At 61.7% G+C, this 22491-nt stretch carries 18 protein-coding genes; 13 read left to right on the plus strand and 5 right to left on the minus strand.

What is annotated here, in order from left to right; genetic code table 11:
• Positions 1-159: 159 nt before the first annotated feature.
• The gene (gene ehuB / locus B3N48_RS22245) at positions 160-1026 is read right to left on the minus strand and encodes an ectoine/hydroxyectoine ABC transporter substrate-binding protein EhuB (RefSeq protein ID WP_296187425.1); all 867 of its coding nucleotides are present in this window, start codon (positions 1024-1026) and stop codon (positions 160-162) included.
• A 136-nt stretch (positions 1027-1162) separates the two neighbouring features.
• Positions 1163-2149 (minus strand): aliphatic sulfonate ABC transporter substrate-binding protein, encoded by a 987-nt coding sequence (locus B3N48_RS22250; RefSeq protein WP_296187426.1) that lies wholly within the window; start codon positions 2147-2149, stop codon positions 1163-1165.
• Between the two features lie 1030 nt (positions 2150-3179).
• Between B3N48_RS22250 and B3N48_RS22255 the strand changes: the two genes are divergently transcribed.
• A complete protein-coding gene (locus tag B3N48_RS22255) occupies positions 3180-3848 on the plus strand; it encodes a hypothetical protein (RefSeq protein ID WP_296187427.1) in 669 nt (222 codons plus the stop codon).
• Positions 3849-3875: 27 nt separating this feature from the next.
• Here the strand turns inward: B3N48_RS22255 and B3N48_RS22260 are convergent, their stop codons facing one another.
• The 3 genes from B3N48_RS22260 to msrA form a co-directional block, all read right to left on the minus strand.
• A complete protein-coding gene (locus tag B3N48_RS22260) occupies positions 3876-5102 on the minus strand; it encodes an acyl-CoA dehydrogenase family protein (protein WP_296187429.1) in 1227 nt (408 codons plus the stop codon).
• Positions 5103-5151: 49 nt separating this feature from the next.
• Positions 5152-6525 (minus strand): LLM class flavin-dependent oxidoreductase, encoded by a 1374-nt coding sequence (locus tag B3N48_RS22265; RefSeq protein ID WP_296187431.1) that lies wholly within the window; start codon positions 6523-6525, stop codon positions 5152-5154.
• A 370-nt stretch (positions 6526-6895) separates the two neighbouring features.
• Positions 6896-7402 (minus strand): peptide-methionine (S)-S-oxide reductase MsrA, encoded by a 507-nt coding sequence (gene msrA, locus B3N48_RS22270; protein WP_296187433.1) that lies wholly within the window; start codon positions 7400-7402, stop codon positions 6896-6898.
• Between the two features lie 171 nt (positions 7403-7573).
• Here msrA and B3N48_RS22275 point away from each other — a divergent pair, with 171 nt between their 5' ends.
• From B3N48_RS22275 to sctI, 12 genes are all read left to right on the plus strand, one after another.
• Positions 7574-8629 carry a UV damage endonuclease UvsE gene (locus B3N48_RS22275; protein WP_296187434.1) on the plus strand — a complete coding sequence of 352 codons (1056 nt, stop codon included), beginning with the start codon at positions 7574-7576 and terminating at the stop codon, positions 8627-8629.
• Between the two features lie 140 nt (positions 8630-8769).
• On the plus strand, positions 8770-9894 hold the full coding sequence (locus B3N48_RS22280) for a GGDEF domain-containing protein (protein WP_296187435.1): 1125 nt from the start codon (positions 8770-8772) through the stop codon (positions 9892-9894).
• 124 nt (positions 9895-10018) lie between these two features.
• Positions 10019-11644, plus strand: a complete 1626-nt coding sequence (locus B3N48_RS22285; RefSeq protein ID WP_296187436.1) for an NADP-dependent glyceraldehyde-3-phosphate dehydrogenase — start codon at positions 10019-10021, stop codon at positions 11642-11644.
• A gap of 91 nt (positions 11645-11735) precedes the next feature.
• Entirely contained in the window at positions 11736-12332 is a 597-nt protein-coding gene (locus tag B3N48_RS22290; RefSeq protein ID WP_296187437.1) for a LemA family protein, read from the plus strand.
• 24 nt (positions 12333-12356) lie between these two features.
• Positions 12357-14261, plus strand: coding sequence for a M48 family metallopeptidase (locus tag B3N48_RS22295; RefSeq protein ID WP_296187438.1), 1905 nt, complete (start codon positions 12357-12359; stop codon positions 14259-14261).
• A 537-nt stretch (positions 14262-14798) separates the two neighbouring features.
• Positions 14799-15383, plus strand: a complete 585-nt coding sequence (locus tag B3N48_RS22300; protein WP_296187585.1) for a biliverdin-producing heme oxygenase — start codon at positions 14799-14801, stop codon at positions 15381-15383.
• A gap of 20 nt (positions 15384-15403) precedes the next feature.
• Positions 15404-17602 carry an ATP-binding protein gene (locus B3N48_RS22305; protein WP_296187440.1) on the plus strand — a complete coding sequence of 733 codons (2199 nt, stop codon included), beginning with the start codon at positions 15404-15406 and terminating at the stop codon, positions 17600-17602.
• A gap of 282 nt (positions 17603-17884) precedes the next feature.
• Complete coding sequence (locus B3N48_RS22310) at positions 17885-19258, plus strand: 3-carboxy-cis,cis-muconate cycloisomerase (RefSeq protein WP_296187441.1); 1374 nt, start codon at positions 17885-17887, stop codon at positions 19256-19258.
• A gap of 230 nt (positions 19259-19488) precedes the next feature.
• Complete coding sequence (locus B3N48_RS22315; protein WP_296187442.1) at positions 19489-20376, plus strand: DMT family transporter; 888 nt, start codon at positions 19489-19491, stop codon at positions 20374-20376.
• Positions 20377-20498: 122 nt separating this feature from the next.
• Complete coding sequence (locus B3N48_RS22320) at positions 20499-20939, plus strand: hypothetical protein (protein WP_296187443.1); 441 nt, start codon at positions 20499-20501, stop codon at positions 20937-20939.
• Positions 20940-20992: 53 nt separating this feature from the next.
• The gene (locus B3N48_RS22325; protein ID WP_296187444.1) at positions 20993-22075 is read left to right on the plus strand and encodes a type III secretion protein HrpZ; all 1083 of its coding nucleotides are present in this window, start codon (positions 20993-20995) and stop codon (positions 22073-22075) included.
• A gap of 38 nt (positions 22076-22113) precedes the next feature.
• Positions 22114-22488, plus strand: coding sequence for a type III secretion system inner rod subunit SctI (sctI, locus tag B3N48_RS22330; protein WP_296187445.1), 375 nt, complete (start codon positions 22114-22116; stop codon positions 22486-22488).
• The last annotated feature ends 3 nt before the right edge of the window (positions 22489-22491 follow it).

A 22491-nucleotide genomic window follows, 5' to 3' on the forward strand; every position in this document is an offset into this window, starting at 1 on the left:
CGACAATCCTGTGTGAGTGAGCTTGCTCACGAACGCGGTGGTCCGGTGACCTGCTGAGTGTCAGTCGCCCCGTCATCGTTGCTGTCGTGCCTGCAACTTCTCCTGCAGGAAGGGCGTCGGCCCAGCGATAGGCGCCGAGGTCCGTTTGCCTGATAGCTGTCAACGATTGCAACGCTGCTCGGCGGTGACGTCAGCCGGTGCCAGCTCATTTTCGGTGTAGCCGTACTTCTGCAGTATCTTCAACAGCTCGCCCGACGCTCGCAGTTTCGCCAGTTCGGCATTGAAAGCCTGGGTGAATTCAGGATCGTTTTTCGGCAAACCGTAGGCGTGGTAATTCCAGGTCGGTTTGCCTTCCGCGTCAGGAATCTGATCGAACGGCAGGGCGCGTTCGATTCCGGCGTCGTTGGCTTTCTTGACCAGATTGATGATCTCCGCGTCCGGGAAATACACCACGTCCACGCGACCGGCCTGCAGTGCGGCCAAGGCATCGGTGTCCTTGTCCAGCAGCACCAGGTTGCTGGTGGCGATGCCGCTGTCCTTGGCTTCCTGCACCTGATTGCTGCCCGGTTGGGTCGCCAGTCGCGCCTTGCCGTTGGTGGCCACGTCCTTGAGGCTGTGCAGCTTCAGCGGATTGCCTGCCTTGACGATGAACGCGCCGCCCGAGCGGGTCACCGGGTTGGAATAGCCAATCACTTTGCAGCGCGCCGGGTTGATGAACAGGCCCGCGCCGATCAGATCAAAACGCCCCGCAGCCAGTCCTGGCACCAGCGAACCGAATTCTGTGATCGGGGTTTCGATTTTCGTGATGCCCAACTGCGAGAGGATGGCCTGCAGGATCTCGACATTGGCCCCGACGGTTTTGGCGCTGGTGTCGATGTAGGCGTAAGGCTGTTCGTTGGCGATCCCGGCGGTGAGGCCTTGGGTGCGCCCTTTTTCCAGCAGACCGGCAAATGCGAATGAGGCGAACAGTGCGTTGAACAGCACGGCGGAGCCGATTGCAGCAGACAGCGATTTCAGGCCTTTCATGAACAGTGCTCGATAGGATGTGAACGAAAAACGGGTCGCAGTGCGCTTGCCCGCGATAGCAATGGATCAGACACCTGCGATGTCAACGATCCACTCGTATTGGGCCAGGCGCCCGCGTCAGGTCGACGACGATGAATCAGGGCGTCCAGATGCCCACGTCCTTGGCATCCACGGCCTTAGGTAACAGACCCGCAGCGAAGAAGGCATCGGCGATTTTTTGCTGCTCGCCCAGTTGATCGGCCTTCACCGGTTCGACCTGATAGCTGCGGTGGGCGTTGGCCGATTCCACAGTGGCTACGTCCAGATTCCCCCAGAGCGGGCCCAACACCTGCGCGGCATCCTGCGGATTTTTCTTGATCCAGCTGCCGGCCGCCTGAAGCTGCTGGTACACGAGTTTGAGCACATCAGGGTGTTCGGCGGCATAAGCGGTGCTGGTCAGGTAATAGCGTTTATAGCTGGCCAGGCCGGTGCCGTCAGTGAGGGTGCGGGTCGGCAGTTGGCGCTGAACGCTGGTCAGGAAGGGTTCCCACGTGACCCACGCATCGACCTTGCCGTTTTCGAATGCCGCGCGGCCGTCCGCCGGTGTCAGGTACGCGGGCTGAATGTCGGCGAAGGTCAGGCCTGCCTTGTTCAGCGCCGCGATCAACAGGTAGTGAGTGCCCGCCGCTTTGGTCACGGCCACCTTCTTGCCTTTGAGGTCGGCCAGTTGCTGGATCGGCGAATCCTTGGACACGACGATCGCCTGGGCGCTGGGGGAAGGGGACTCCTCGGCGAAATAGGTGAGCTTGGCCTGAGCGGCCTGGGCGAAGATCGGCACGGTGTCGGCGACATCCGCGCTGATGTCGACGTTGCCGATGTTCAGCGCTTCCAGCAGGGGCAAGCCGCTGGGGAATTCATGCCAGCTGACGTCGATGTTGTCGTTTCCCAACGCTTTTTCCAACGTGCCTTGAGCCTTGAGCAAGGTGATCAGCGTCGACGATTTCTGGTAACCGATACGCAGCGTTTCTTTGGCTTGAGCCGAGAGCGGCAGCGCAGCGGCCAAGGCAAACGTCAGAGCCAGGCTAACCCCCGCGAGCAGCAGACGATGAGGGCGTAGGCGAGGGGTGTCGAAAAGGCTGGGCATGATCGATTCGAGCTCGAAATAAGTGGGTCGACGAGGAGAGTGGCGAACGCCAAGCCCCGAATCATAGAGTTCTAAGAAACATTCTTTAAATACCTTCTGGCTATGAGCTTATGCACCAATCGATTGATTCGGAGCGTCTCAAACAGGCGCGATCTTCATCAAAGGCGTAGGCAGCGTCTGCGTACTGACACACCACCATCGCGGCCGTCGTGCCTCCGGCTACTCCTACAGATCCAACGGCTAGTCTGGAATTTCGCGTCGCCATCCATCCCGTAGGAGCCGCCGGAGGTACGACGGCCGCGAAGCTTTGGGTCAGGCAGCGATGCGTCTTCTGACACACCACCATCGCGGCCGTCGTACCTCCGGCTACTCCTACAGATCCAGCGGCTAGTCTGGAATTTCGGGTCGCCATCCATCCCGTAGGAGCCGCCGGAGGTACGACGGCCGCGATGGCGTCAGGTCAGTCGCCATGCCCGGATCAACCTTGTTCAGTCGTCGAAAACCACCAAGGCTCGTAATCCGATGCTCCGGCGTTGCGGTGCTTTTGGTGGGGTGGGGTCGTAGAACGCGGTATGTGCCCCGGCGCGGGCGACAAGGTCGGTCTGCGAATCGCAAATTTTTCAGCAGTAGTACCAGTGATGCCTGGGGGGTGGCCCGACTGGACTGATCCACACGAAGCGTATCGTCGAAAATGACCGTCTTGACCGAACTGGCGTGAGCCCGCAAAAGCGCATCCGCTTTGGGGTATTGCTGCTGCACGACCTGTGTTTCGCCTTCCAGATACGCCACGGCACCGGATTGCCCCGCGCGCTGACCCCGTAGGTATCCAGCGCACGTGCGCCTGTCAATAACAGCGGCTTTATGACCGGATCTGAAGTGAGGGAGGCTTATGAGCTCGATAATTCAAAGTCCAACCGATCTATCGTTTTTGGCAATAGTCGTCATTTGTGAAAAAAGTGTGATTTATTTGTGAATGTATCGTTAGCATGCCGATTCGGCGATCAGCCGGTGACCTCTGGGGAGTTTTGGTTTGCATACTGTTCACAACGAATTGAAGGGCGCGTCACTGGGGATTTTGTTCCGTCTGGTGCTGACAGGCATCGTGTTTGGCATGTTGTGGCTGGATCTCGCGGTTTTTCACACGGACATCCTCGAGATTTCGTTCACCGAAATCACGCAGGAGATCTTGTTGTTCGCCTGCGCGCTGCTGTTCTGGTTCGCGCCGGGCATGGCTGAGCAACGAGGTTTCAACATCATCGCCGGTGGTTTTTTCGCTTGCCTGTTGATGCGGGAACTGGACGGCCTGTTTGATCCCATTAGCCACAGCGCCTGGTGCTGGCCATTCAGCCTGATCGCCCTGGTGTGCTGCTTCAAGGCATTCAGGGCCAGCCGCCGCACCGAGACCTTTGCCGCGCTCGCAGCCTTCACCCGCACGCCGGGCTTCGGCACGATGGCGACGGGTCTGGGTGTGCTGGTGTTTTCCAGGGTATTTGGCATGGGCTCGCTGTGGCATTTGATCCTGACCGAAGGCTACGCGCGACTGGCCAAGACCACCGTGGAGGAGGGTGTCGAGCTGCTCGCCTACTCGATGTGGTTCGCGGCGAGCGTTGAGTACTACGCATTGTCGCGCAAGGCACACGCTCAGGCGCCCGTCCCGGACGTGGCGTATGCCGATGCTTCGGTGTCGCGGCTGTCGTGAATGGGGCGGCCCGAGTGGCCGAGGCGTTCACGCCACGCCGATTTTCCATTGCGCGGGGGGTGGGGTGCCGTTGACCGCGTAGTCGCCGACGATTCGGTCCTTGTAAATGCGCGGGTTATGGGAGGTGAGGGTGCGGGCATTGCGCCAGAACCGGTCGAGCCCCAGCGGACGCAGTGTGGCCGACGCGCTCAGGGCATCGAACATCCGCGAACTGGCGTCGAGGATCAGGTCGCTGACGATGGTTTGCGACTGGGCAATCTCCAGCTCGGCGATGTCCACGGCGCGTTGCAACGCTTCGGCATCGCCGGTGAGCCGCGCCTGATACGCCCGTTCCAGCGCCTCGGCGGTTTTCAGCACGATGGCGCCTGCGCTGTAGGCTGCCCCGCGCAAGCTGCCGACCACCTGTAGGACTTGCGGGTCCTGCGCCACCCGCGCTGCGTTGCCATTGCTGAAACTGCGAGTGCGTTTGGCCACGGCGGCGGCCACTTCGCCGCTGAGTGCACGGCCGATCCCGGCGAGGTTGGCTAGGTGCACGATCTGATACAGCGCCGGTGAATACGGGAATTTGTCATCGACACTGACGATGTTTCGGGTGTCCACCGCCACGCCACGCAGGTGCGTGGTGCCGCTGGCCGTGAGGCGTTGGCCGAAGCCGTTCCAGTCGTCCACCACTTCGACCCCTTCGGCGTCACGGCGCACGGTCACGAACACCCGTTTGTCATTGTGATCGCTGACCGCTACGTCGATCCATTCGCTGTACAAACAGCCTGTGGTGTAGAACTTGTTCCCGTCGATGCGCCACTGCTCGCCGTCCAGATAAAGACGCGAATGCAGGTGCGATTGTGGCGTATCGCCGACTTCGCCGGTGGCAGGGCCAACGGTTTCGCCGCGTACCAGTCGCTCGAACCAGACTTTGCGGCGTTCCTCGTCTCGGCTGTTCAGCAGGTTTTCGGTGAACCCCAAATGCCCGCGCAGGGCCTGCACCAGATTGGAATCGGCTTCGCCCAGTTCGATCAGCAGGTTGGCCAGTTCGGGCAGGGTGACGCCCAGCCCGCCATATTCTTTCGGCACCCGCACGGCGGTGAAACCCGAGGCCTTGAGCAGTTGCAACTCCTGCACCGGTAAGCGCCGCTCCAGCTCGCGGCTGATGGCGCCTTCGCGCAGGTTGGCGAACAACGGACGGAAGCGCTCGGCCAGTTGCTCGTAGCGGGCAGAAGGGCCAGCCCCCCATGCGGCATTGACTTGATGTGCCATGTTCAAACTCTTTTTGTCATTCGGGAGGCGTCCGCCTCATGGTGGAGTCTTAAACCGCGATCGAACGCTCGCGCAGCCGGGTCGCGGGATGGGCCGGGAACGGCAGTCCCAGACGCTCGCGCAGCGTATGGCCGGTCGGGCCGTCAGCGGGCACCAGACCGCGACGTTTCAGCTCCGGCAGGATCAGCGTGATGAAGTCGTCCAGACCCTCCGGGTAGGTCGGCGGCAGGATGTTGAAACCGTCGGCGCCATGGCCTTCGAACCATGCCTGCAACTGATCCACGACCTCTTCAGGCGAACCCACCAGCGTCCAGTGCCCCCGCGCACCCGCCAGCCGCAAGTACAGCTCGCGCAGGCTCAGGCCTTCGGCGGCCAGTTGCAGAATCAGCTGCTGGCGGCTCTTCGAGGCGTTGGTCGCCGGCAGGTCCTGAGGCAGCGGCCCGTCCAGTGGCAGGTGAGACAGATCGACACCGCCGAGCAAACCCGACAACAGGCTCAAGCCGACATCCGGGTGCACCAGATTTTGCAGACGCTGATGCTTGGCGTGGGCTTCGGCAGAAGTCGGCGCCGTGAAGATAGTCACGCCTGGCAGAATTTTGATGTGTTCCGGATGGCGGCCCAGCACCGCTGCGCGGGATTTGATGTCGCTGTAGAACGCTTGGGCATCGGCCAGGCTCTGGTGCGCGGCGAAGATCGCTTCAGCGGTTGCCGCCGCCAGATCACGCCCGTCCTCGGAGGCACCTGCCTGCACCAGCACCGGTTTGCCCTGGGGCGAGCGCAAGACGTTCAACGGCCCGCGCACATGGAAATGCTCGCCGTGGTGGTCGGCGCGGTGCAGCTTGGTGCGATCGAGGAACACGCCTTTGTCCTTGTCCAGCAGCAGCGTGTCGTCTTCCCAGCTGTCCCAGAGCTTTTGCACCACTTCGTGGAACTCACGCGCGCGGCTGTAGCGGTCAGCGTGTGCGGGTTGCACCCCTTCAGCCGTCTTGGCGAAGTTCTTCGCGGCGTCGGGGTCGCTGCTGGTCACCAGGTTCCAGCCGACCCGCCCGCCGCTGATCTGGTCCAGCGAGGCGAACTGCCGTGCCAGGTTGTACGGCTCGCTGTAACTGGTGCTGGCCGTCGCCACCAGGCCAATGCGCGAGGTGACGACCGCCAGCGCCGACAGCAGGGTCAGCGGCTCGAAACTCAGGCTCGGGGCGATGACCCGGTCGAACGTCGGCGCGTCGATCCCCCGCACCGACACGCTGTCGGCGAGGAACAGCGTGTCGAATCCGGCCGCTTCGGCCTTGCGCGCCAGATCAATGAAATGGTCCAGCCGCACACCGGCATCGGCTTGAGAACCGGTGTCGCGCCAGGCGGCAATGTGGTGCCCGGTGGCGCGCAGGAAGAGGCCGAGTTTGAGGGTGTCAGTGCGTCGAGTCATCAAACAGTTCCTTGTGTTGCGAATAAGCGGCAGCCGACGCAGCGCGCCTCGGGGCTATCGATCGAGGCGCGTGCATCGGGGACTGTCTGGGTATTAGCAAGCGTTATGCCGTGAGCCGTCCGTGGCCGGCAGGCGACGTTCAAGTGTTTGATTCTGGCTGCAGGCGGTAGGCGCGTCGCTGCGTCCGGCGGGGGTGAACGGGCGGCGAGTTGTGTGCGCAAACAGCGAAAGTTGCTCAATGGCTGCTGCTGGAGAAACACCGGATGGGCTGACTGACGCCTTTAGCACCCGTCAGAAGACAAGGCTGGGGTCGGCACGGGGATGCCGACCTTCACCTCGAAAATGGCAGGCAGAGCGTGGCAGGATCGCCTCAACCTCTCTTCGGCAACACCCAATCCTTGCGGATGAAGTGGCAGGTGTAGCCATTGGGGATACGCTCCAGATAATCCTGATGCTCAGGCTCGGCCTCCCAGAAATCCCCGGCCGGGCTGATTTCGGTCACGACTTTGCCCGGCCAGAGGTCGGAGGCGTCGACGTCTTTCACGGTGTCTTCGGCGATGCGTTTCTGCTCGTCGTTCAGGTAGAAAATCGCTGAGCGATAACTTGGGCCCAGGTCGTTGCCCTGGCGGTTGGGCGTGGACGGGTCGTGGATCTGGAAGAAGAATTCGAGGATCTTGCGGTAGCTGATCTGTGCTGGGTCGAAAACGATTTCGATCGCCTCGGCGTGATTGCCGTGGTTGCGGTAGGTGGCGTTCGGAACCTCGCCGCCGGAGTAGCCGACGCGGGTGGAGACGACGCCGGGGTAACGGCGCAGCAGATCTTGCATACCCCAGAAGCAGCCGCCAGCGAGGAGGGCGGTTTCGGTTTGGGTGGTCATGGTGCAATCCTTTTTCAGTGCGCGGAACGCGCAGATGTCAAAATGTATCCCAGTGTGCTCGCCTGTGATTGACCGATGCAAGGGGGCGAAAAATCGAACTCCGTACCCTGTGCCGACGTCTGCAGTGAGCACACCGAGCGCTTTTGTCCGCCACCGCCATTAGGATCATCCGTGAACACACCTCGCATCGGCTTCGCCTGCATGTACCGCCACCCTGAGCGCGAATTGTCGCTAAAGGAGCTCAAGGCGCTGGAAGGTGATTACAACCCTCGCACCACCACCCTGCGCTGGATGGACAGCGTTACCCAGCAGGAAGCGCAGGACAAGCTGCTGAGTATCGTCGAACACAATCTGGCGGCGCAGATCCGCTTGCTCGGCTACGTCGCGCAACTGCCGTTGGGCCGCAGAATGCTGCGTTTGAGCAGTGACCTCTTGCCGTTCTACAGCCATCCGAAAGTGGCGGCGTTTTATCAGACGCCCTCGGTCATGACGCGGCTGGCCGGGCTGTTCGAGGCAATTGGCGACACCGCCCGCGCGGCCGATATTCGCTTGTCGTTTCATCCGGGCCAGTTCTGTGTGCTGGGTTCGGATCGGCCGGACGTGGTGGAAAACAGCCTCGCCGAATTCGAATACCACGCCGACATGATCCGCATGATGGGCTACGGTCGCCGTTTTCAGGACTTCAAATGCAACATCCACATCGCCGGACGTCTGGGAGCGGAGGGCGTGCGTGCGGTCTGGCCGCGTTTGTCCGAGGTGGCGCGTCAGTGCATCACCTTCGAAAACGACGAAAAAACCTACGGCGTGGACGACTGCCTGCTACTGGCCGACCTGGCACCGGTGGTGCTCGACATCCACCATTGCTGGATTCATGAGGGTGACTACATTGCCCCGGACGACCCACGTGTGAGCCGGATCATCGACAGTTGGCGTGGCGTGCGACCGGTCATGCATTACTCGCAGCCGCCCGAAAGCCTGCAGGCGCTGGGTTTCACTGCGGAGCAAAAGCTGGAGATGGAAGCGTTGCTGAAGGTCGTCAATAAGCGCGACCTGTACCTGCACAGCGATGGTATGTGGAACGACTGGACCAACCGCTATGCGCTGCTGTTTCTGGATCGCTTCGACATCATGTTCGAAGCCAAGCACAAGAACCTCGCCACCGAGACGTTTTATCGGCAGTTCATGGCAGCGGAGCATTCCGCGGTGACCGTCGAGGAGCGGCTCTAGACCGCACGTTCCGGCGTTTTTGGCCGGTGCGGTCGGTGAACACCGAAAATGTCAGCGCTTTGACGACGTTCGGGTTGTGCACGGTCATGGCACGGTGCCACAATCGCGTCCTATGACCGTGGTGTGGGCAGGCGATTACGATGTATTTCGTTGAGTTCCAGCATGAGCGCAACGCCCTGATTGGCGCACTGGTGCGTACGGATCGCCTGCAATTGCTGTTTCGCCAAACGGTGTTTTCAGTACTGGGCGCTTTTCTGGCTGCCTTGATGCTCGGTTGGCTCTGCTGGGGCCGCGTTGACGACCGGTTGGTGGTCAGCTGGCTGGCTTTGCTGGCGGTGTCCACCTCATTTCGGATTGCCCTGCTGGTTGCCTACTTTCGCAGCCCTGCCGCGGCGCGCACGCCTCAAGGCTGGGAGCTCAAGTATTGGCTGACGCTGGTGCTCTCGGCGACGATCTGGGGCCTCGGCGCGTTGGCGTTGATGCGTTCCAATGACCTGTTGACGCAAACCCTGGTCTTGCTGTTCGGCGTCGGCATGTCCGTCAGCGCGGTGTCCTGCTATTGCGCCTATCGCTCCATGACTGTCGTTGCCATCGGCCTGGTCCTGTTCCCGTGCGCGCTGTGGTTGTTGTTTCAACCGGGCACGATGCAGGTGGGCATGGCGGTGGCCACGCTGGTGTTCGCCGCCTTCGTGATCAGCGCCACGCGCAAATTGTCGGAGGCCATGGAAACGGCGTTTCGCTTGAAGCGAGAAATGGAACACGCCCGAGACGTCGCCAATCACGCGGCGCAGACCGACGAGTTGACAGGGTTGAAGAATCGACGCGCGTTCTTCCATCACGCCGAACGCTGCCATCGCCACAGCCGACACAAACGCTTGCCTATGAGTGTGCTGATGCTAGACATCGATCATTTCAAACGCATCAATGACGCCTACGGCCATCAGGCCGGGGATCAGGTGTTGAGACAGATCGGCGCGGTCATGCGCGAGTGCGTCGGGGAGGGTGACATCTGCGGCCGGCTCGGCGGTGAGGAATTCGCGATGTTGATGCCCGACACTCCGCTGCATGCCGCCGAAACCCGGGCCGAGCAGATGCGGCAGGCCATCTCGCGGGGCTGCGGTGAACACGGCGAAATCATCACCGCCAGCATCGGCATCGCCACGATGAACGCTGACGAACAGAGCCTGCACACCTTGCTCAACGAAGCCGACAAAGCGCTGTTTCGGGCCAAGGCGCTGGGTCGGAATCAGACGGCGGTGGCGTGACGGTCAGTAGATTGCGACCGTTTCTGTCACGCCCTCGTGACATTCGCCCTCGCTCTTTTCATTCCGCCCGAGCTGTGGCGTAGTGTCTGGCGCACATTGGCCGACTGGAAGAGGTAAACGAGCGATGACCCTGCAAACCCAACTGGACAACCTGTACCCGCGCGCCGAGGACATTCCTGAAGCATTCCGCGCAGGCCCGGCCATCGAGCAGCGAGACTATCTGGTCAATGGCGCACTGCACCAATGGCAAGGCCCGTTGGCGCCGGTGCTCAGCCCGGTGTCGTTGAAGACCGACGCAGGCCTGGAATCCGTGGTGCTGGGCAGTACGCCGTTGATGGATGCCGACACCGCGATGACCGCCCTCGATGCCGCCGTCAACGCGTATGACCGAGGGCAGGGCGCCTGGCCGACAATGCGTGTGGTCGACCGCATCCACCACGTCGAAACCTTCCTGAAGAAAATGCGTGAACAACGCGACGCCGTGGTCACCCTCTTGATGTGGGAGATCGGCAAAAACCTCAAAGACTCGCAGAAGGAATTCGACCGCACCTGCGACTACATCGTCGACACCATCAACGCGCTCAAAGAGCTCGACCGCCGCTCCAGCCGTTTTGAACTGGAGCAGGACACCCTCGGGCAGATCCGTCGCGTGCCCTTGGGCGTCACCCTGTGCATGGGGCCGTACAACTACCCGCTGAACGAAACCTTTACCACGCTGATTCCGGCGCTGATCATGGGTAACACCGTGGTCTTCAAACCGGCCAAGTTCGGCGTGCTGCTGATTCGGCCTTTGCTGGAGGCCTTCCGCGACAGCTTTCCGGCAGGGGTGATCAACGTCATCTACGGCAGTGGCCGCGAGACCGTCAGCGCATTGATGGCCAGCGGCAAGATCGATGTCTTCGCCTTCATCGGCACCAACAAGGCCGCCAGCGCCTTGAAAAAACTGCACCCCAAACCCCATCGCCTGCGCGCGGCCCTCGGGCTGGACGCCAAGAATCCCGGGATCGTGCTGCCTGACGTCAATCTGGACAACGCCGTGGCGGAAGCCATCACCGGCTCGCTGTCGTTCAACGGTCAGCGTTGCACGGCGTTGAAAATCCTGTTCGTGCATGAAAACGTGGTGGGCAGCTTCCTTGAGAAGTTCGAGGAAAAACTCGCCCAGCTCAAGCCGGGCATGCCTTGGGAGCCGGGTGTCTCGCTGACGCCGCTGCCGGAGCCTGGCAAGACCGAGTACCTGCAAGGGCTGGTCGACGACGCCGTGAGCAAAGGCGCCAAAATCGTCAACGAAGGCGGCGGCACCACCCATGAACAGTTTTTCTACCCGGCTGTGCTGTACCCGGTGACCCCTGACATGCGCGTCTACCACGAAGAACAGTTCGGTCCCGTGGTGCCGGTGGTGGCGTACCGCGATCTGGACACCGTCATCGAATACGTGCTCGATTCCGATTTCGGTCAGCAGTTGAGCATCTTCGGCAACGACTCCAAACAGGTTGGGCGGCTGGTCGACGCGTTCGCCAATCAGGTGGGCCGCATCAACATCAACGCCCAGTGCCAACGCGGCCCGGACAGCTTCCCGTTCAATGGGCGCAAGAATTCGGCCGAGGGCACGCTGTCCGTGGATGACGCGCTGCGGGTGTTCTCGATCCGCACGCTGGTGGCGACCAAATTCCAGGAAAGCAACAAGGCGCTGATCAGCGACATCATTCATAACCGCGAGTCGAGCTTCCTGACCACCGACTACATCTTTTAATCGCGCTGGTTGCTGATGTGTCTTGCAGCGACTTGGGCTAAGATCTCGCGGCCCAAGTCGCTGTAGTCATTGCACCTTCAAGGAAGTCAGCATGAGCGTCTCCGCTATCATTTTTCTGGTTGTCGTCGTGGGTTCGGTGGTCTACGTCATCGGCGTCTACAATCGGCTTGTCCTGTTGCGCAACCGCTTCAAAAATGCCTTCGCTCAGATCGAAGTGCAGCTCAAGCGCCGCCACGATCTGATCCCCAATCTGGTGGAAACCGCCAAAGCCTATCTTGCCCATGAACGTGACACCCTGGAGTCGGTGATCAGTGCGCGCAATCAGGCCGTGGCCGGTCTCAAGGCGGCATCGGGTCAGCCGGGAGACGAACAGCGCATGGCGCAACTGGGCAATGCCGAAGGGGCGTTGACCAGCGCGATGGGGCGTCTGAACGTGACCATGGAAGCCTACCCCGACCTCAAGGCTTCGCAGAACATGCAGCAGCTCAGCGAAGAGCTGACCAGCACCGAAAACAAGGTGGCCTTCGCCCGTCAGGCGTATAACGACGCGGTGATGGAGTACAACACCTACAAGCAGTCCTTTCCGCCGGTGTTCTTCGCCGCCAACTTCGGTCACAAGGCCGATGCCGGTGTACTGGAGTTCGCCGACACCGCGCAGATTCAGGCCGTGCCCAAGGTGGCGTTTTAACCGACCCAGCCCAGGGGCCGCGCGATGAATTTCTTCGAGCAGCAAGACCGCGCCCGGCGTAACACCGGGCGACTGGTGCTGTTGATGACACTGGCGGTCACCAGCCTGGTGGCCCTGACCAGCCTCGCAGTGAGCATCGGCCTGCAATTCATGGCCGACAGTGGGCAAAAGCACCGAACGCTTCATGTGGCCTGGAACCTTGTGCCAGCGATCGCACTGCTGACCGTCCTGATCATCCTGCTGGCGGCGCTGTACAAAAGCCGGCAGCTGCAAGGCGGCGGCAAAGCCATCGCCAAACGCCTCGGCGGTCGGCTGATCAACCTAACGCAGCAGAACGAGGACGAGCGAAAGGTACTCAACGTCGTCGAGGAAATGGCCATCGCCTCGGGCAGCCCGGTGCCACCGGTGTACCTGATCGATGACACCAGCATTAACGCATTTGCCGCCGGCCTGACCCCACAAGACGCGGTGATCGGCATTACCAAGGGGGCGATCTGCCTGTTGTCGCGGGAAGAACTGCAAGGCGTGATCGCCCACGAGTTCAGCCACATCCATAACGGCGACATGCGCTTGAACACGCGGCTGGTCTCGGTACTGCACGGCATACTGGTGATCGGGCTGATCGGTGAGTTCGGCATGCGCAGCGCCAAGGACGGGGAGAAGGCCGCGCTGCCGCTGTTTTGCGTCGGCGCCATTCTGTGGGCGTTGGGCTACACCGGCACGTTTTTCGGTAACTGGATCAAAGCGGCCGTCAGTCGCGAGCGGGAGTTTCTGGCAGACGCTTGCGCCGTCCAGTTCACCCGTGATCCGGCAACCATTGGCGGCGCATTGAAGAAAATCGGCGGCTACAGCCAGGGCTCGAACTTGCAGGCAAGCAACGCGCCGGAGTTCAGTCATCTGTATTTCGCGGCGGGCGTGGCTGCCTATGTCGAAGGCTTCATGGCGACGCACCCGCCGCTGAAGAAACGCATCCGACGCATCGAGCCGTATTGGGACGGCGTTTTTCCGGAGGTGGTCTGGCCAACCGCTTACACCCAGATGCCCACCATTCCGCCTGCCCAAACTTCGACGGCGTACCAAGGCCTGAACCTCACCCTCGCCGGGCTTGAAGCGTCATTAGCCTCGATCGGCGATCCACAACCGGTCCACAGGGCCTTGGCCCAAGGTGCTTTAGCCCGGCTTGATGGCCTGCTCTACGACGCGGCCCACGACGGCATCGGTGCGCAGGCCATTGTCTATGGCCTGTTGCTTTCGTCTGACGCGGCGAACAGGGATCAGCAACTGCAACAATTGAAATCAAGGGTCGAACCGCGTCTCGATGACCGGCTGCGGCGCCTGATCACGCCGCTGCAACGGCTCGATCACGACCTGCGCCTGCCACTGATCGACCTCGCCATCCCCGCGCTCAAGCAAATGAGCAAGGAAGCCAGCCACAGTCTCATTGAAAACATGACCCTGCTGATCAAGGCGGATCAACGAGTCGACTTGCAGGAATGGACGCTGCTGCGGATCGTCGAGCGCAACCTCAACCCGCCACGACAGCGCCAGGCAAAATACGGCCTGGTGCAGTTGGGCGATGACGTGGCCATCCTGCTGACGGCATTGGCCAGGGCAGGGCACGACAGCCCTGAACAGGCCCGCGGCGCATTCATCCACGCCCGTGAAAGCCTGCCACCAGCCCTCGCCGGGCTTGAGGCTGCAGCGCAGGTCGGATTGAAATCCCTGGCGACCTCGGTAAGCCGCCTCAACCTGCTGTGGCCCCTGCAAAAACCGCAACTGCTCAAAGCCATGGCCCGCTGCGTCGAACACGACGGGCAGGTCACCGCTGCCGAGGCCGAACTGATGAGAGCGGTTGCAGACATTCTTGATTGCCCGTTGCCACCCGTTTTCGTGCAGGCTTTTCCGTCATTGATGGCCTCATCGATATAAGTGTTCCTGGGGTGGTTTTCAGAAAGGGACTACAGAGGCGGGTTTGAGGATCTGACTTGGGAGGGAGAAATGGGTGACGTGATGGCGCTACAGGGATGCCCTGCGGGCCTCTTCGCCAGCAAGCCGGCTCCCACCATTACGACGTCGGTTGCAGATTTTATGGACATAGGCATGATGCTTATGGGAACCGCCTTGGGACGGGCGGCAAATCTGACGCAAGCGATTGACCGCCCGACGTAAGATCTCCCACATTTTTTGCAACGTGCCATGGTCTGACAGCCGCCGTTGTCCGCCTTCTGTGTTCGCCCTGAGTAGAGAGGGGAAGATCAAAACGACTCACATTCCCTGATAAACCCTGACGCGCAGGTAATCGGGTAGATAAGCGGCATATTTACACCAACGCCCAGTGTCTTTAGTGTGCGCGGTAGTCATTTGCCATAACCTTGCGGATGCCTGCCTACGCGCTGCTTTTTCTTTTCTGACTGGACGCTGCCCTTGGTTGAAGCTACCCCTGAGTCGATTTCCCCGGTTGTAACGATGTTGTCGCCCACCAGCGTGTTGCTCCAGGTGCGCGCGGCCACGGCGGTGCAGCACAGAACGCTGGAAGCGCGGTTGCCGCTGACGAGCCCTGACCTCGATCAATGCACCTATGCGCGCATCATCGAAGCCTATTACGGTTTTCATGCGCCGCTGCATGACCAGATTGCGAAGTTTTCGGGCGCTTCTGCGGACCCCGAGCGCCATAAAATTCCTGCGCTGATCAAGGATCTCTACGCCTTGGGCCTCAACGGCGAACAAATCAACGCATTGCCCCTGTGTACCCGATTACCCGCCATCGACAGCGAAGCGCAGCTGCTGGGCGTCATGTACGTGATGGAAGGCGCGACGCTGGGCGGACAGGTGCTGCGTCGACTCATCGCTGCGCGGCTGGGTATCGACGCAGACAGCGGCGGCGAGTTTCTCGATGTCTACGGCCGGGACACGGGCCGGTTGTGGAAAGCGTTTCTGAAACAACTGGCCGCGTTCGACCATCCTGCGTACAACAGTGACGTGGTGGACGCGGCCTGTGAAACGTTCGCGTGCTTCGAACATTGGCTGGACCGCGCGGGAGTGCTGCTGTGATTTCCACGACCGAACATGACATGAAGACCCTGCTGCAGAATTGCGCGGACGAGCCAATCCGCATTCCTGGCGCCATTCAACCCCACGGCGTGCTGCTGACCCTCGACGAAGCGTCGTGGACCGTTCAACAGGCCAGCGCCAATGCGGCCTTGCTGTTGGGTGGCGCCGATGAGCTGCGCCCGGGTCAGCCGTTGTCGACATGGTTCGGCGTGGATCAGGCCGACGCGCTGCGCGAGGCCGTGGCGACCGAATCGCTGGACGACATCAATCCCGTGACCCTGCGCTGTGGCAGCCAGTGGATGGACGCGCTGATTCATCGCCACGCCGGGCTGCTGTTCATGGAGCTGGAACCTGCGCAAGCCCAGGCCTCCGGTCGTCCGCTCGACCTGCACCTTACCCGGACCCTGCGTCGTTTGCAGTCCGCAAAAACCCTTGCCGAGCTGTACGACATCAGCGTCAACGAGATTCGCACGCTGACCGGCTACGACCGGGTGCTGATCTATCGCTTTCAGGAGCAGGGCCACGGCCAGGTCATCGCCGAATCGGCCACGCCGGAGCTGGATGCCTATCAAGGGCTGTTCTTTCCGGCGAGCGACATCCCCGAGCAGGCCCGCGAACTGTACCGCCTGAACTGGCTGCGGATCATTCCTGACGCAGCGTACGTTCCGGTGCCGATGGTGCCGGTATTGCGTCCCGACACCGGCCAGCCGCTGGACATGAGTCATGCGGTCCTGCGCAGTGTGTCGCCAGTTCATTGCCAGTACATGCAGAACATGGGCGTACGTTCGTCGATGAGTATTTCGCTGCTCAAGGATGACCGCCTGTGGGGGCTGATCAGTTGCGGCAATCGCCAGCCGCTGCAGGTGCCTCACGCATTGCGCGCGGCGTGCCAGACCATTGGTCAGGTGCTGTCGATGCAGATCAGCGCGCTGGAAGGGGCGCAGATTCAGCGCGAGCGGCAGGCCAAAGACAGTCTGCTGCAGTCGCTGGCGCACGCGATGGTCGAGTCCGAAGGGGACGTTTATCAGGGTTTGATCGAGCGGGCCGATGATCTGCTGACGCTGAGCGATGCCCAGGGCGCCGCCATCATCATCGAGCAGGACATTTACCTGTTCGGCCAGTGCCCAAGTCCGGAGCAGGTCAGGGCCCTGTTGGGCTGGGTTCAGCAACAGCCGTCCAGCGTGGTCGAGACCTCGAGCCTGAGCACGCTGTTTCCGGAGGCTCACGCCTATCGAAAGGTCGCCAGCGGGCTGCTGGCGTTCACCTTGCCCAAACCGGTGGACAACGCCGTGCTGTGGTTTCGGCCTGAAATCGTCGACAGCGTGCACTGGAGCGGTAACCCGGAAATGGCCAAAAAGGTGGTCGCCGATCGTCTGCAGCCTCGGGATTCGTTCGAGGCCTGGAAACAGGAAGTCGAAGGCACGTCGCGGCTGTGGTCTTCCGCTGATGTCTACTCAGTTTCGGATTTGCGCCGCTCGGCGCTGGAATCGGACCTGTCGCGGCAAGTCCTGCGGGAAAAAGACGCGGTTCGCGCCAGGGACGAGCTGGTGGCCGTTGTCTCGCACGATCTGCGCAGTCCGCTAACCGTCATCGTCATGCAGTGCGGAATGATGCAGCGGGTCATCGCCGCGGACGTCAGCCCGGGTTCGAAACGGTTGCACGCGGCGATCGACACCTTGCAACGGGCGACGGCACGCATGACCACGCTCCTCGAAGATCTGCTCGACACGTCGAAGATCGAGGCAGGGCGTTATTCCATCGACCCACAACCTGTCGACCTCAACCAATTCTTCGATGACGCCTGGGCGTTGATGGTGCCGTTGGCCCTGAACAAATTCATCGACCTGTCTTTTACCGGTGAGCCGAACCTGAAAATCATGGCCGATCCAGAGCGGTTATTTCAGGTGCTGTCGAACCTGGTGGGCAACGCGATCAAATTCACCCCGAAGGAGGGGCGCATCACCGTCACCGCGGCCGTCGAAGGGGCATATGTCGCGGTCGATATCGTCGACTCCGGGCCGGGTATCGCGCCGGATCAATTGCCTCATGTGTTCGAGCGATACTGGCGGATCCGCGAAGGCAACCCGAGCGGCACGGGGTTGGGGCTGTACATCTCGCAAGGGATCGTGCGGGCTCACGGCGGCGAGTTGACGGCCACCAGTGACCTTGGCGCAGGCAGCACGTTTCGCTTCACGGTGCCGCTCGCGGCGGCCATTTGACGACCCCGCATGCTTGTCGAGCGGCGCTGGAGACAGGTGCCGGGCGCCCACAGCGGGAACGAAGGGAGCAATGACGAAGCACCGCACAGCGCGTGAATCCCGATGCCCCGCCCGATCCTGCCATTCGCCATCGGCAAGCCTTGATCGCCGAACGGTGCTCCATGAACGGCAAAGTCGCCTATCGTTTTGACATCCGTGTGCAGGACGAAGGCGAAACCGTCTTCCTCGACGTCTGCTCACGGCCAGGATGAACTGGATGGACGAGCCGTCAGGAGCAGTACGTTGAACAGATCCGGCAATCAGCTTTTCGACCGTTACTTCACTCAAACCGCGATGCGCGAGGTGTTCTCCGATCAGGGCCGCGTGCAAGGCCTGCTCGATTTCGAAGCGGCGCTGGCAAGGGCGCAGGCCACGGTGGGTGCCATTCCCGCCGAGGTGGTGGGCGACATCGCCGCCGCCTGTGATGCCGCGCTGTACGACTTCGACGCGTTGGCCGTGGCCATCGGTGACGCAGGTGACGCAGGTGACGCAGCGATGCCGCTGGTCAGGGCGTTGCGCACACAGGTCAATTCACGCAATCCGGGGGCTGGGCGCTACGTGCACGTGGGCGCCAACAGTCAGGACGCAATGGACAGCGGATTGGTGCTGCAACTGCGCAGTGCCGTGGCTTTGTTGGAGCAGACGATGGCGAACCTCGGCGAAGCGTTGGCGCAGCAGGCCCAGCGTCACGCCAACCTGCCGATGGCGGGTCGCATCGGGCTGCAACAGGCCACGCCAATCACCTTGGGCGCCAAGATCGCGGGCTGGCTCGGGGCCGTGACCCGCCATCGCCAGCGCCTCAAGGAACTGAAGCCGCGCCTGTTGTGCGTCCAGTTTGGCGGTACGTCGGGGAGCCTGGCCGCCTTGGGCGACATGGCGTTTCCCATTGCCGAGGCCCTGGCCAAAGAATTGAAACTCAACTTGCCCGATCAGCCGTGGCACACCCAGCGCGACCGATTGGTGGAGTTTGCCACTTTGTTGGGGCTGATCGCGGGCAGTCTCGGCAAAATCGGCCGGGACGTCAGCCTCTTGATGCAGACCGAAACCGGCGAGGTGTTCGAACCGCCGGCAGCGGGCGAGGGCAATGCTTCGAACCCTTCCCATACACGCAACCCGTTGGGGGCGACAGTGATGATCGCCGCCGCCACCCGGGCGCCGGGGTTGGTCGCCACGCTGCTCAGCGCCATGCCCCAGGAACATGAACGCAGTCCCGGTCTGTGGCACGCCGAATGGGAGACGTTGCCGGAGCTGTGTTGCCTGGTATCGGGTTCGCTACAGCAGGCGCTCGCAGTGATTCCCGGCCTTGAAGTGGATGCCGCGCGCATGAAACATAACCTCGGATTGACGCAGGGGCGGGCGCAGGCCGAGGCGGTGAGCACGGCGCTGTCGGGCCGTATCGGTCGGGACGCGGCCGATCAACTGATCGAACAGTGCTGCCGCCTCGCCGTCGAACAGAGCCAGCCGCTGCGCGCTGTCCTCGGCGCCGAACCGGCGGTCAGCACGCAGCTGTCGGCCCAGGCGCTGGACAATCTGCTCGAACCTGCCCATTACCTGGGGCAGTCCCGGCGTTGGGTCAAACGTGCCGTGGCTGACCATCAGGCTTTCTCGCTTCGTTGAAGCGACAGGCGCAACGGGCGCCTTTTGAACGAGAGGGCCCGGCACGCTGCCTGGATTGTGTCTGCGAGCGGGGGCGTCGGCCGAGCGACGCCTGCCGCGACAAAAGCGACGAGATCCCTGCGGTTTCTTTGGTGATCTGACGACAGCTTCTATATTCTCTGCGTGTCCCGCTTCAGACTCGCCGCAATGGTCGGTCGACCACGCGTTTTCGCAAGGCCAAAGGAAACCTGATGAGCACCACCCGTACGCCGCTCTCCGGCGTCAACCAGCCACTCAAGGGCATCGCACTGATTGTCCTGGCGACTTTCCTGTTTTCCAGTCACGACACCCTGTCCAAATACCTCTCCGGCATTTACCCGATCATGATGGTGGTCTGGGTACGTTACGTCGTGCACACCGGATTGATGGCGTGCATCTTCATGCCTTCAGCGGGGCTGCGGGTGCTACGGACCAAGCGGCCGGGTCTACAGGCGTTGCGGGCGATCTGCCTGTTGGGGACGAGCCTGTTGTTCACCAGCGGCCTGATGTTCATCCCGATCGCCGAAGCCACGGCGGTGAACTTCCTGGCGCCGTTGCTGGTGACGGCGCTGTCGGTGCCGTTGCTCAAGGAAAAGGTCACGCGGGGACAGTGGATCGCCGTGTTAGTGGGCTTTTGCGGGGTGATGGTGATCGTTCACCCTGGTGGCGAGCTGTTCACGCCCGCCGTGTTGCTGCCGTTGGGGTCGGCGTTGTGTTTCGCCTGTTATCAGTTGCTGACGCGGTTGGTGGCGGCCCATGACAGCCCGACCACCAGTAACTTCTTCGCGGGGCTGTTCAATAGCCTGTTGATGAGCGCCATCGTGCCATTCTTCTGGCAATCGCCGGCGTGGACGCATATCCCGTTCATGCTGGCGCTGGGGACGTGCGGGATGGTCGCGCATTTGCTGCTGACTCAGGCGTTCCGTTTCGCTGCACCGGCGATGCTGGCACCCTTCGGCTATTGCCAGATCGTGTTTGCAGGGCTTTGGGGCTTTCTGGTGTTCGATCACGCGCCTTCACTGACTGCGCAGGCGGGCATCGCGATTATTTGCTTGAGCGGGTTGGCGGCGGCGTGGCAGCAGCGGCGAACAGGGGGCTAGGCCCAGCGTGGTCAGGTCGGTCTTAAGAATATAGCGTCCTGTGGTTGTGCTTGTACGACCGCTTCGCTGCCGTCGTGCCTCCGGCGTCTCCTACAGGGTCTTTGGCGTCCTGAGGCGGCCTGATGGCAAAATTCTTCGACACCCCATGGAACCGATCCTGTCCTGACGGCCACCCATCAGCACCAAGCACTTCCGCTGGTGATGATTCAGGAGTACTCGACATGACATTAGGTCTGAACCCAATCTCGACGGTCGGCAACTTTGCGAACGGCGTAATCGGTACTGGCGGCCAAGTCGCTCAGCAGGCAGCAGGGGCCCTTACCCAAGTCAAACAGGAAGGCGCGATCACCGATTCCGCCGGTCCCTCCAAAGCAGAAAACGCGCAGAACGCTGCCACTGAAAAGGCCGACGCCAGCCAGGCTCGCTTGATCGCCATGCAGACCGACGCCGACATCCGCAAACAAACCAATGATGTGCTCAGCGCCATTCGTTCGGGCAAAGAAGACAGCGCGAACAAGGCGATCAGTGCCGAGGCGCAAAACGCCAAAGGTATCAGCTACTGATCATTCAGAGCGCCCCCTGAAAAAGGGGGCAACCCCCTGACATTGGAGGTTTCATGCTAAGTCTCAACGCCAGTATCAACCCGCTGCAGAACGCGCACATCGGCACCGTCGTGTCCTCCGGCGGGATCGGCGGCCAGCAAGGCCCGCAGCAGTCGCTCAAGGACGTCATCGACAAGCTCGCCAGCGCGCTGACCAAGGACGGTCATCTGGATCAGGATTCGCCCCTCGGCAAGATGGTCGGCGACCAGTTGAAAAAGATGAACCCCCTGGCCGCGCTCGGCGCGTTCGGCGGCGGCTCGCCTGAGATGGTCAAGGCCGCCTTGGGTGACGTGATCAAGGACAAGCTGGGCGACAACTTTGGCGCGGCAGCGGACTTCGGCCTCAGCGGCGGCGCGAGCGGCGGCGCAGGCAAACCGGACCTGATGTCGCAAGTGCTCAACGGTCTGGGTAAAGCTTCGTTGGATGACCTTCTGAACAAGCAGGGTGATGGAACGAAGTTTTCCTCCGATGACATGCCGCTGCTGGACAAGGTCGCGCAGTTCATGGACCAGAACCCGAGCAAATTCCCGGCGCCGGATTCCGGGTCGTGGAAGAACGAGCTCAAAGAGGACAACTTCCTCGACAAGGGCGAAACCAGCGCGTTCCGTGCTGCATTGGACATGTTGGGCGGTCAGCTTGATCAGCAGCAGAGTGGCGTCGCGGATGCCGGCAGTGGTGGCGGTAGCCCGGCGGGCAATGCCTTCGCCAGCGATCCTTCAGGGGGGCAAGGCACGCTGAGCGGCAACCCGACCCAGGACCTGGGGCAGTTGCTGAGCGGCTTGTTGCAGCAAGGTTTGAACGCCAGCGGCGGCAATGGCACCGGAAATGGCGTGGGTTCGCCGTCAACCGACGCGATACAACCGGGCACCTCGAACAGCCAGGGCGTCACTCAAGATCTGGGGCAGCTGCTGAGCGGACTCATCCAGAAAGGCCTGGAAGCCAGTCAGGGCGGCGGTGGCAATGGCGCCAGCGCCGCCGGTGCAGGCGCTCCGCAAAATACGCTGTTCGCCCAGCACGATCTGCAAAGCAGCCTGAGCCAGGCGGCCAACGCCATCGTCCAGACGCTGCTCGGGGGCGGTAACAACGCCTTGTCCTGATCGCGCCATCGTATCGACCCGTCTGCCGGAGAGCACCCGTGACCGTTTCCAACGTCAATCAACTCAAATCGCCATCCCCCGATCTTGAGCAGCACCTTGATCAAGGACTGGTCAGCGGGCCTTCGCAGGCGGACGTCGATCTGTTCAACGCCGCCATGCGCCCTGACATGGCGCTGCAGCAGAGCCATCTTTCCGAACAGATTGCCGCGGCCTTGTCCGAACGGCTGGGCACGATGGACAAGTTTTCCCAACAAGCCGTGCGCAAGATGAAAAAAGCCGCCACCACCGATGACCCGTTGGAGATCGCGCAAATGAGCCGATCCCTGTCGCAGTATTCGTTGCAAATGGCGTTGACCACCAAGGTCGTCAACAAGAGCGCTCAGGCGTTCGACAAGCTGACCAACTTGCAATAGAGG

Origin of the sequence: Pseudomonas sp. UBA1879 (assembly GCF_002338065.1) — a bacterium.
GTDB lineage: Bacteria > Pseudomonadota > Gammaproteobacteria > Pseudomonadales > Pseudomonadaceae > Aquipseudomonas.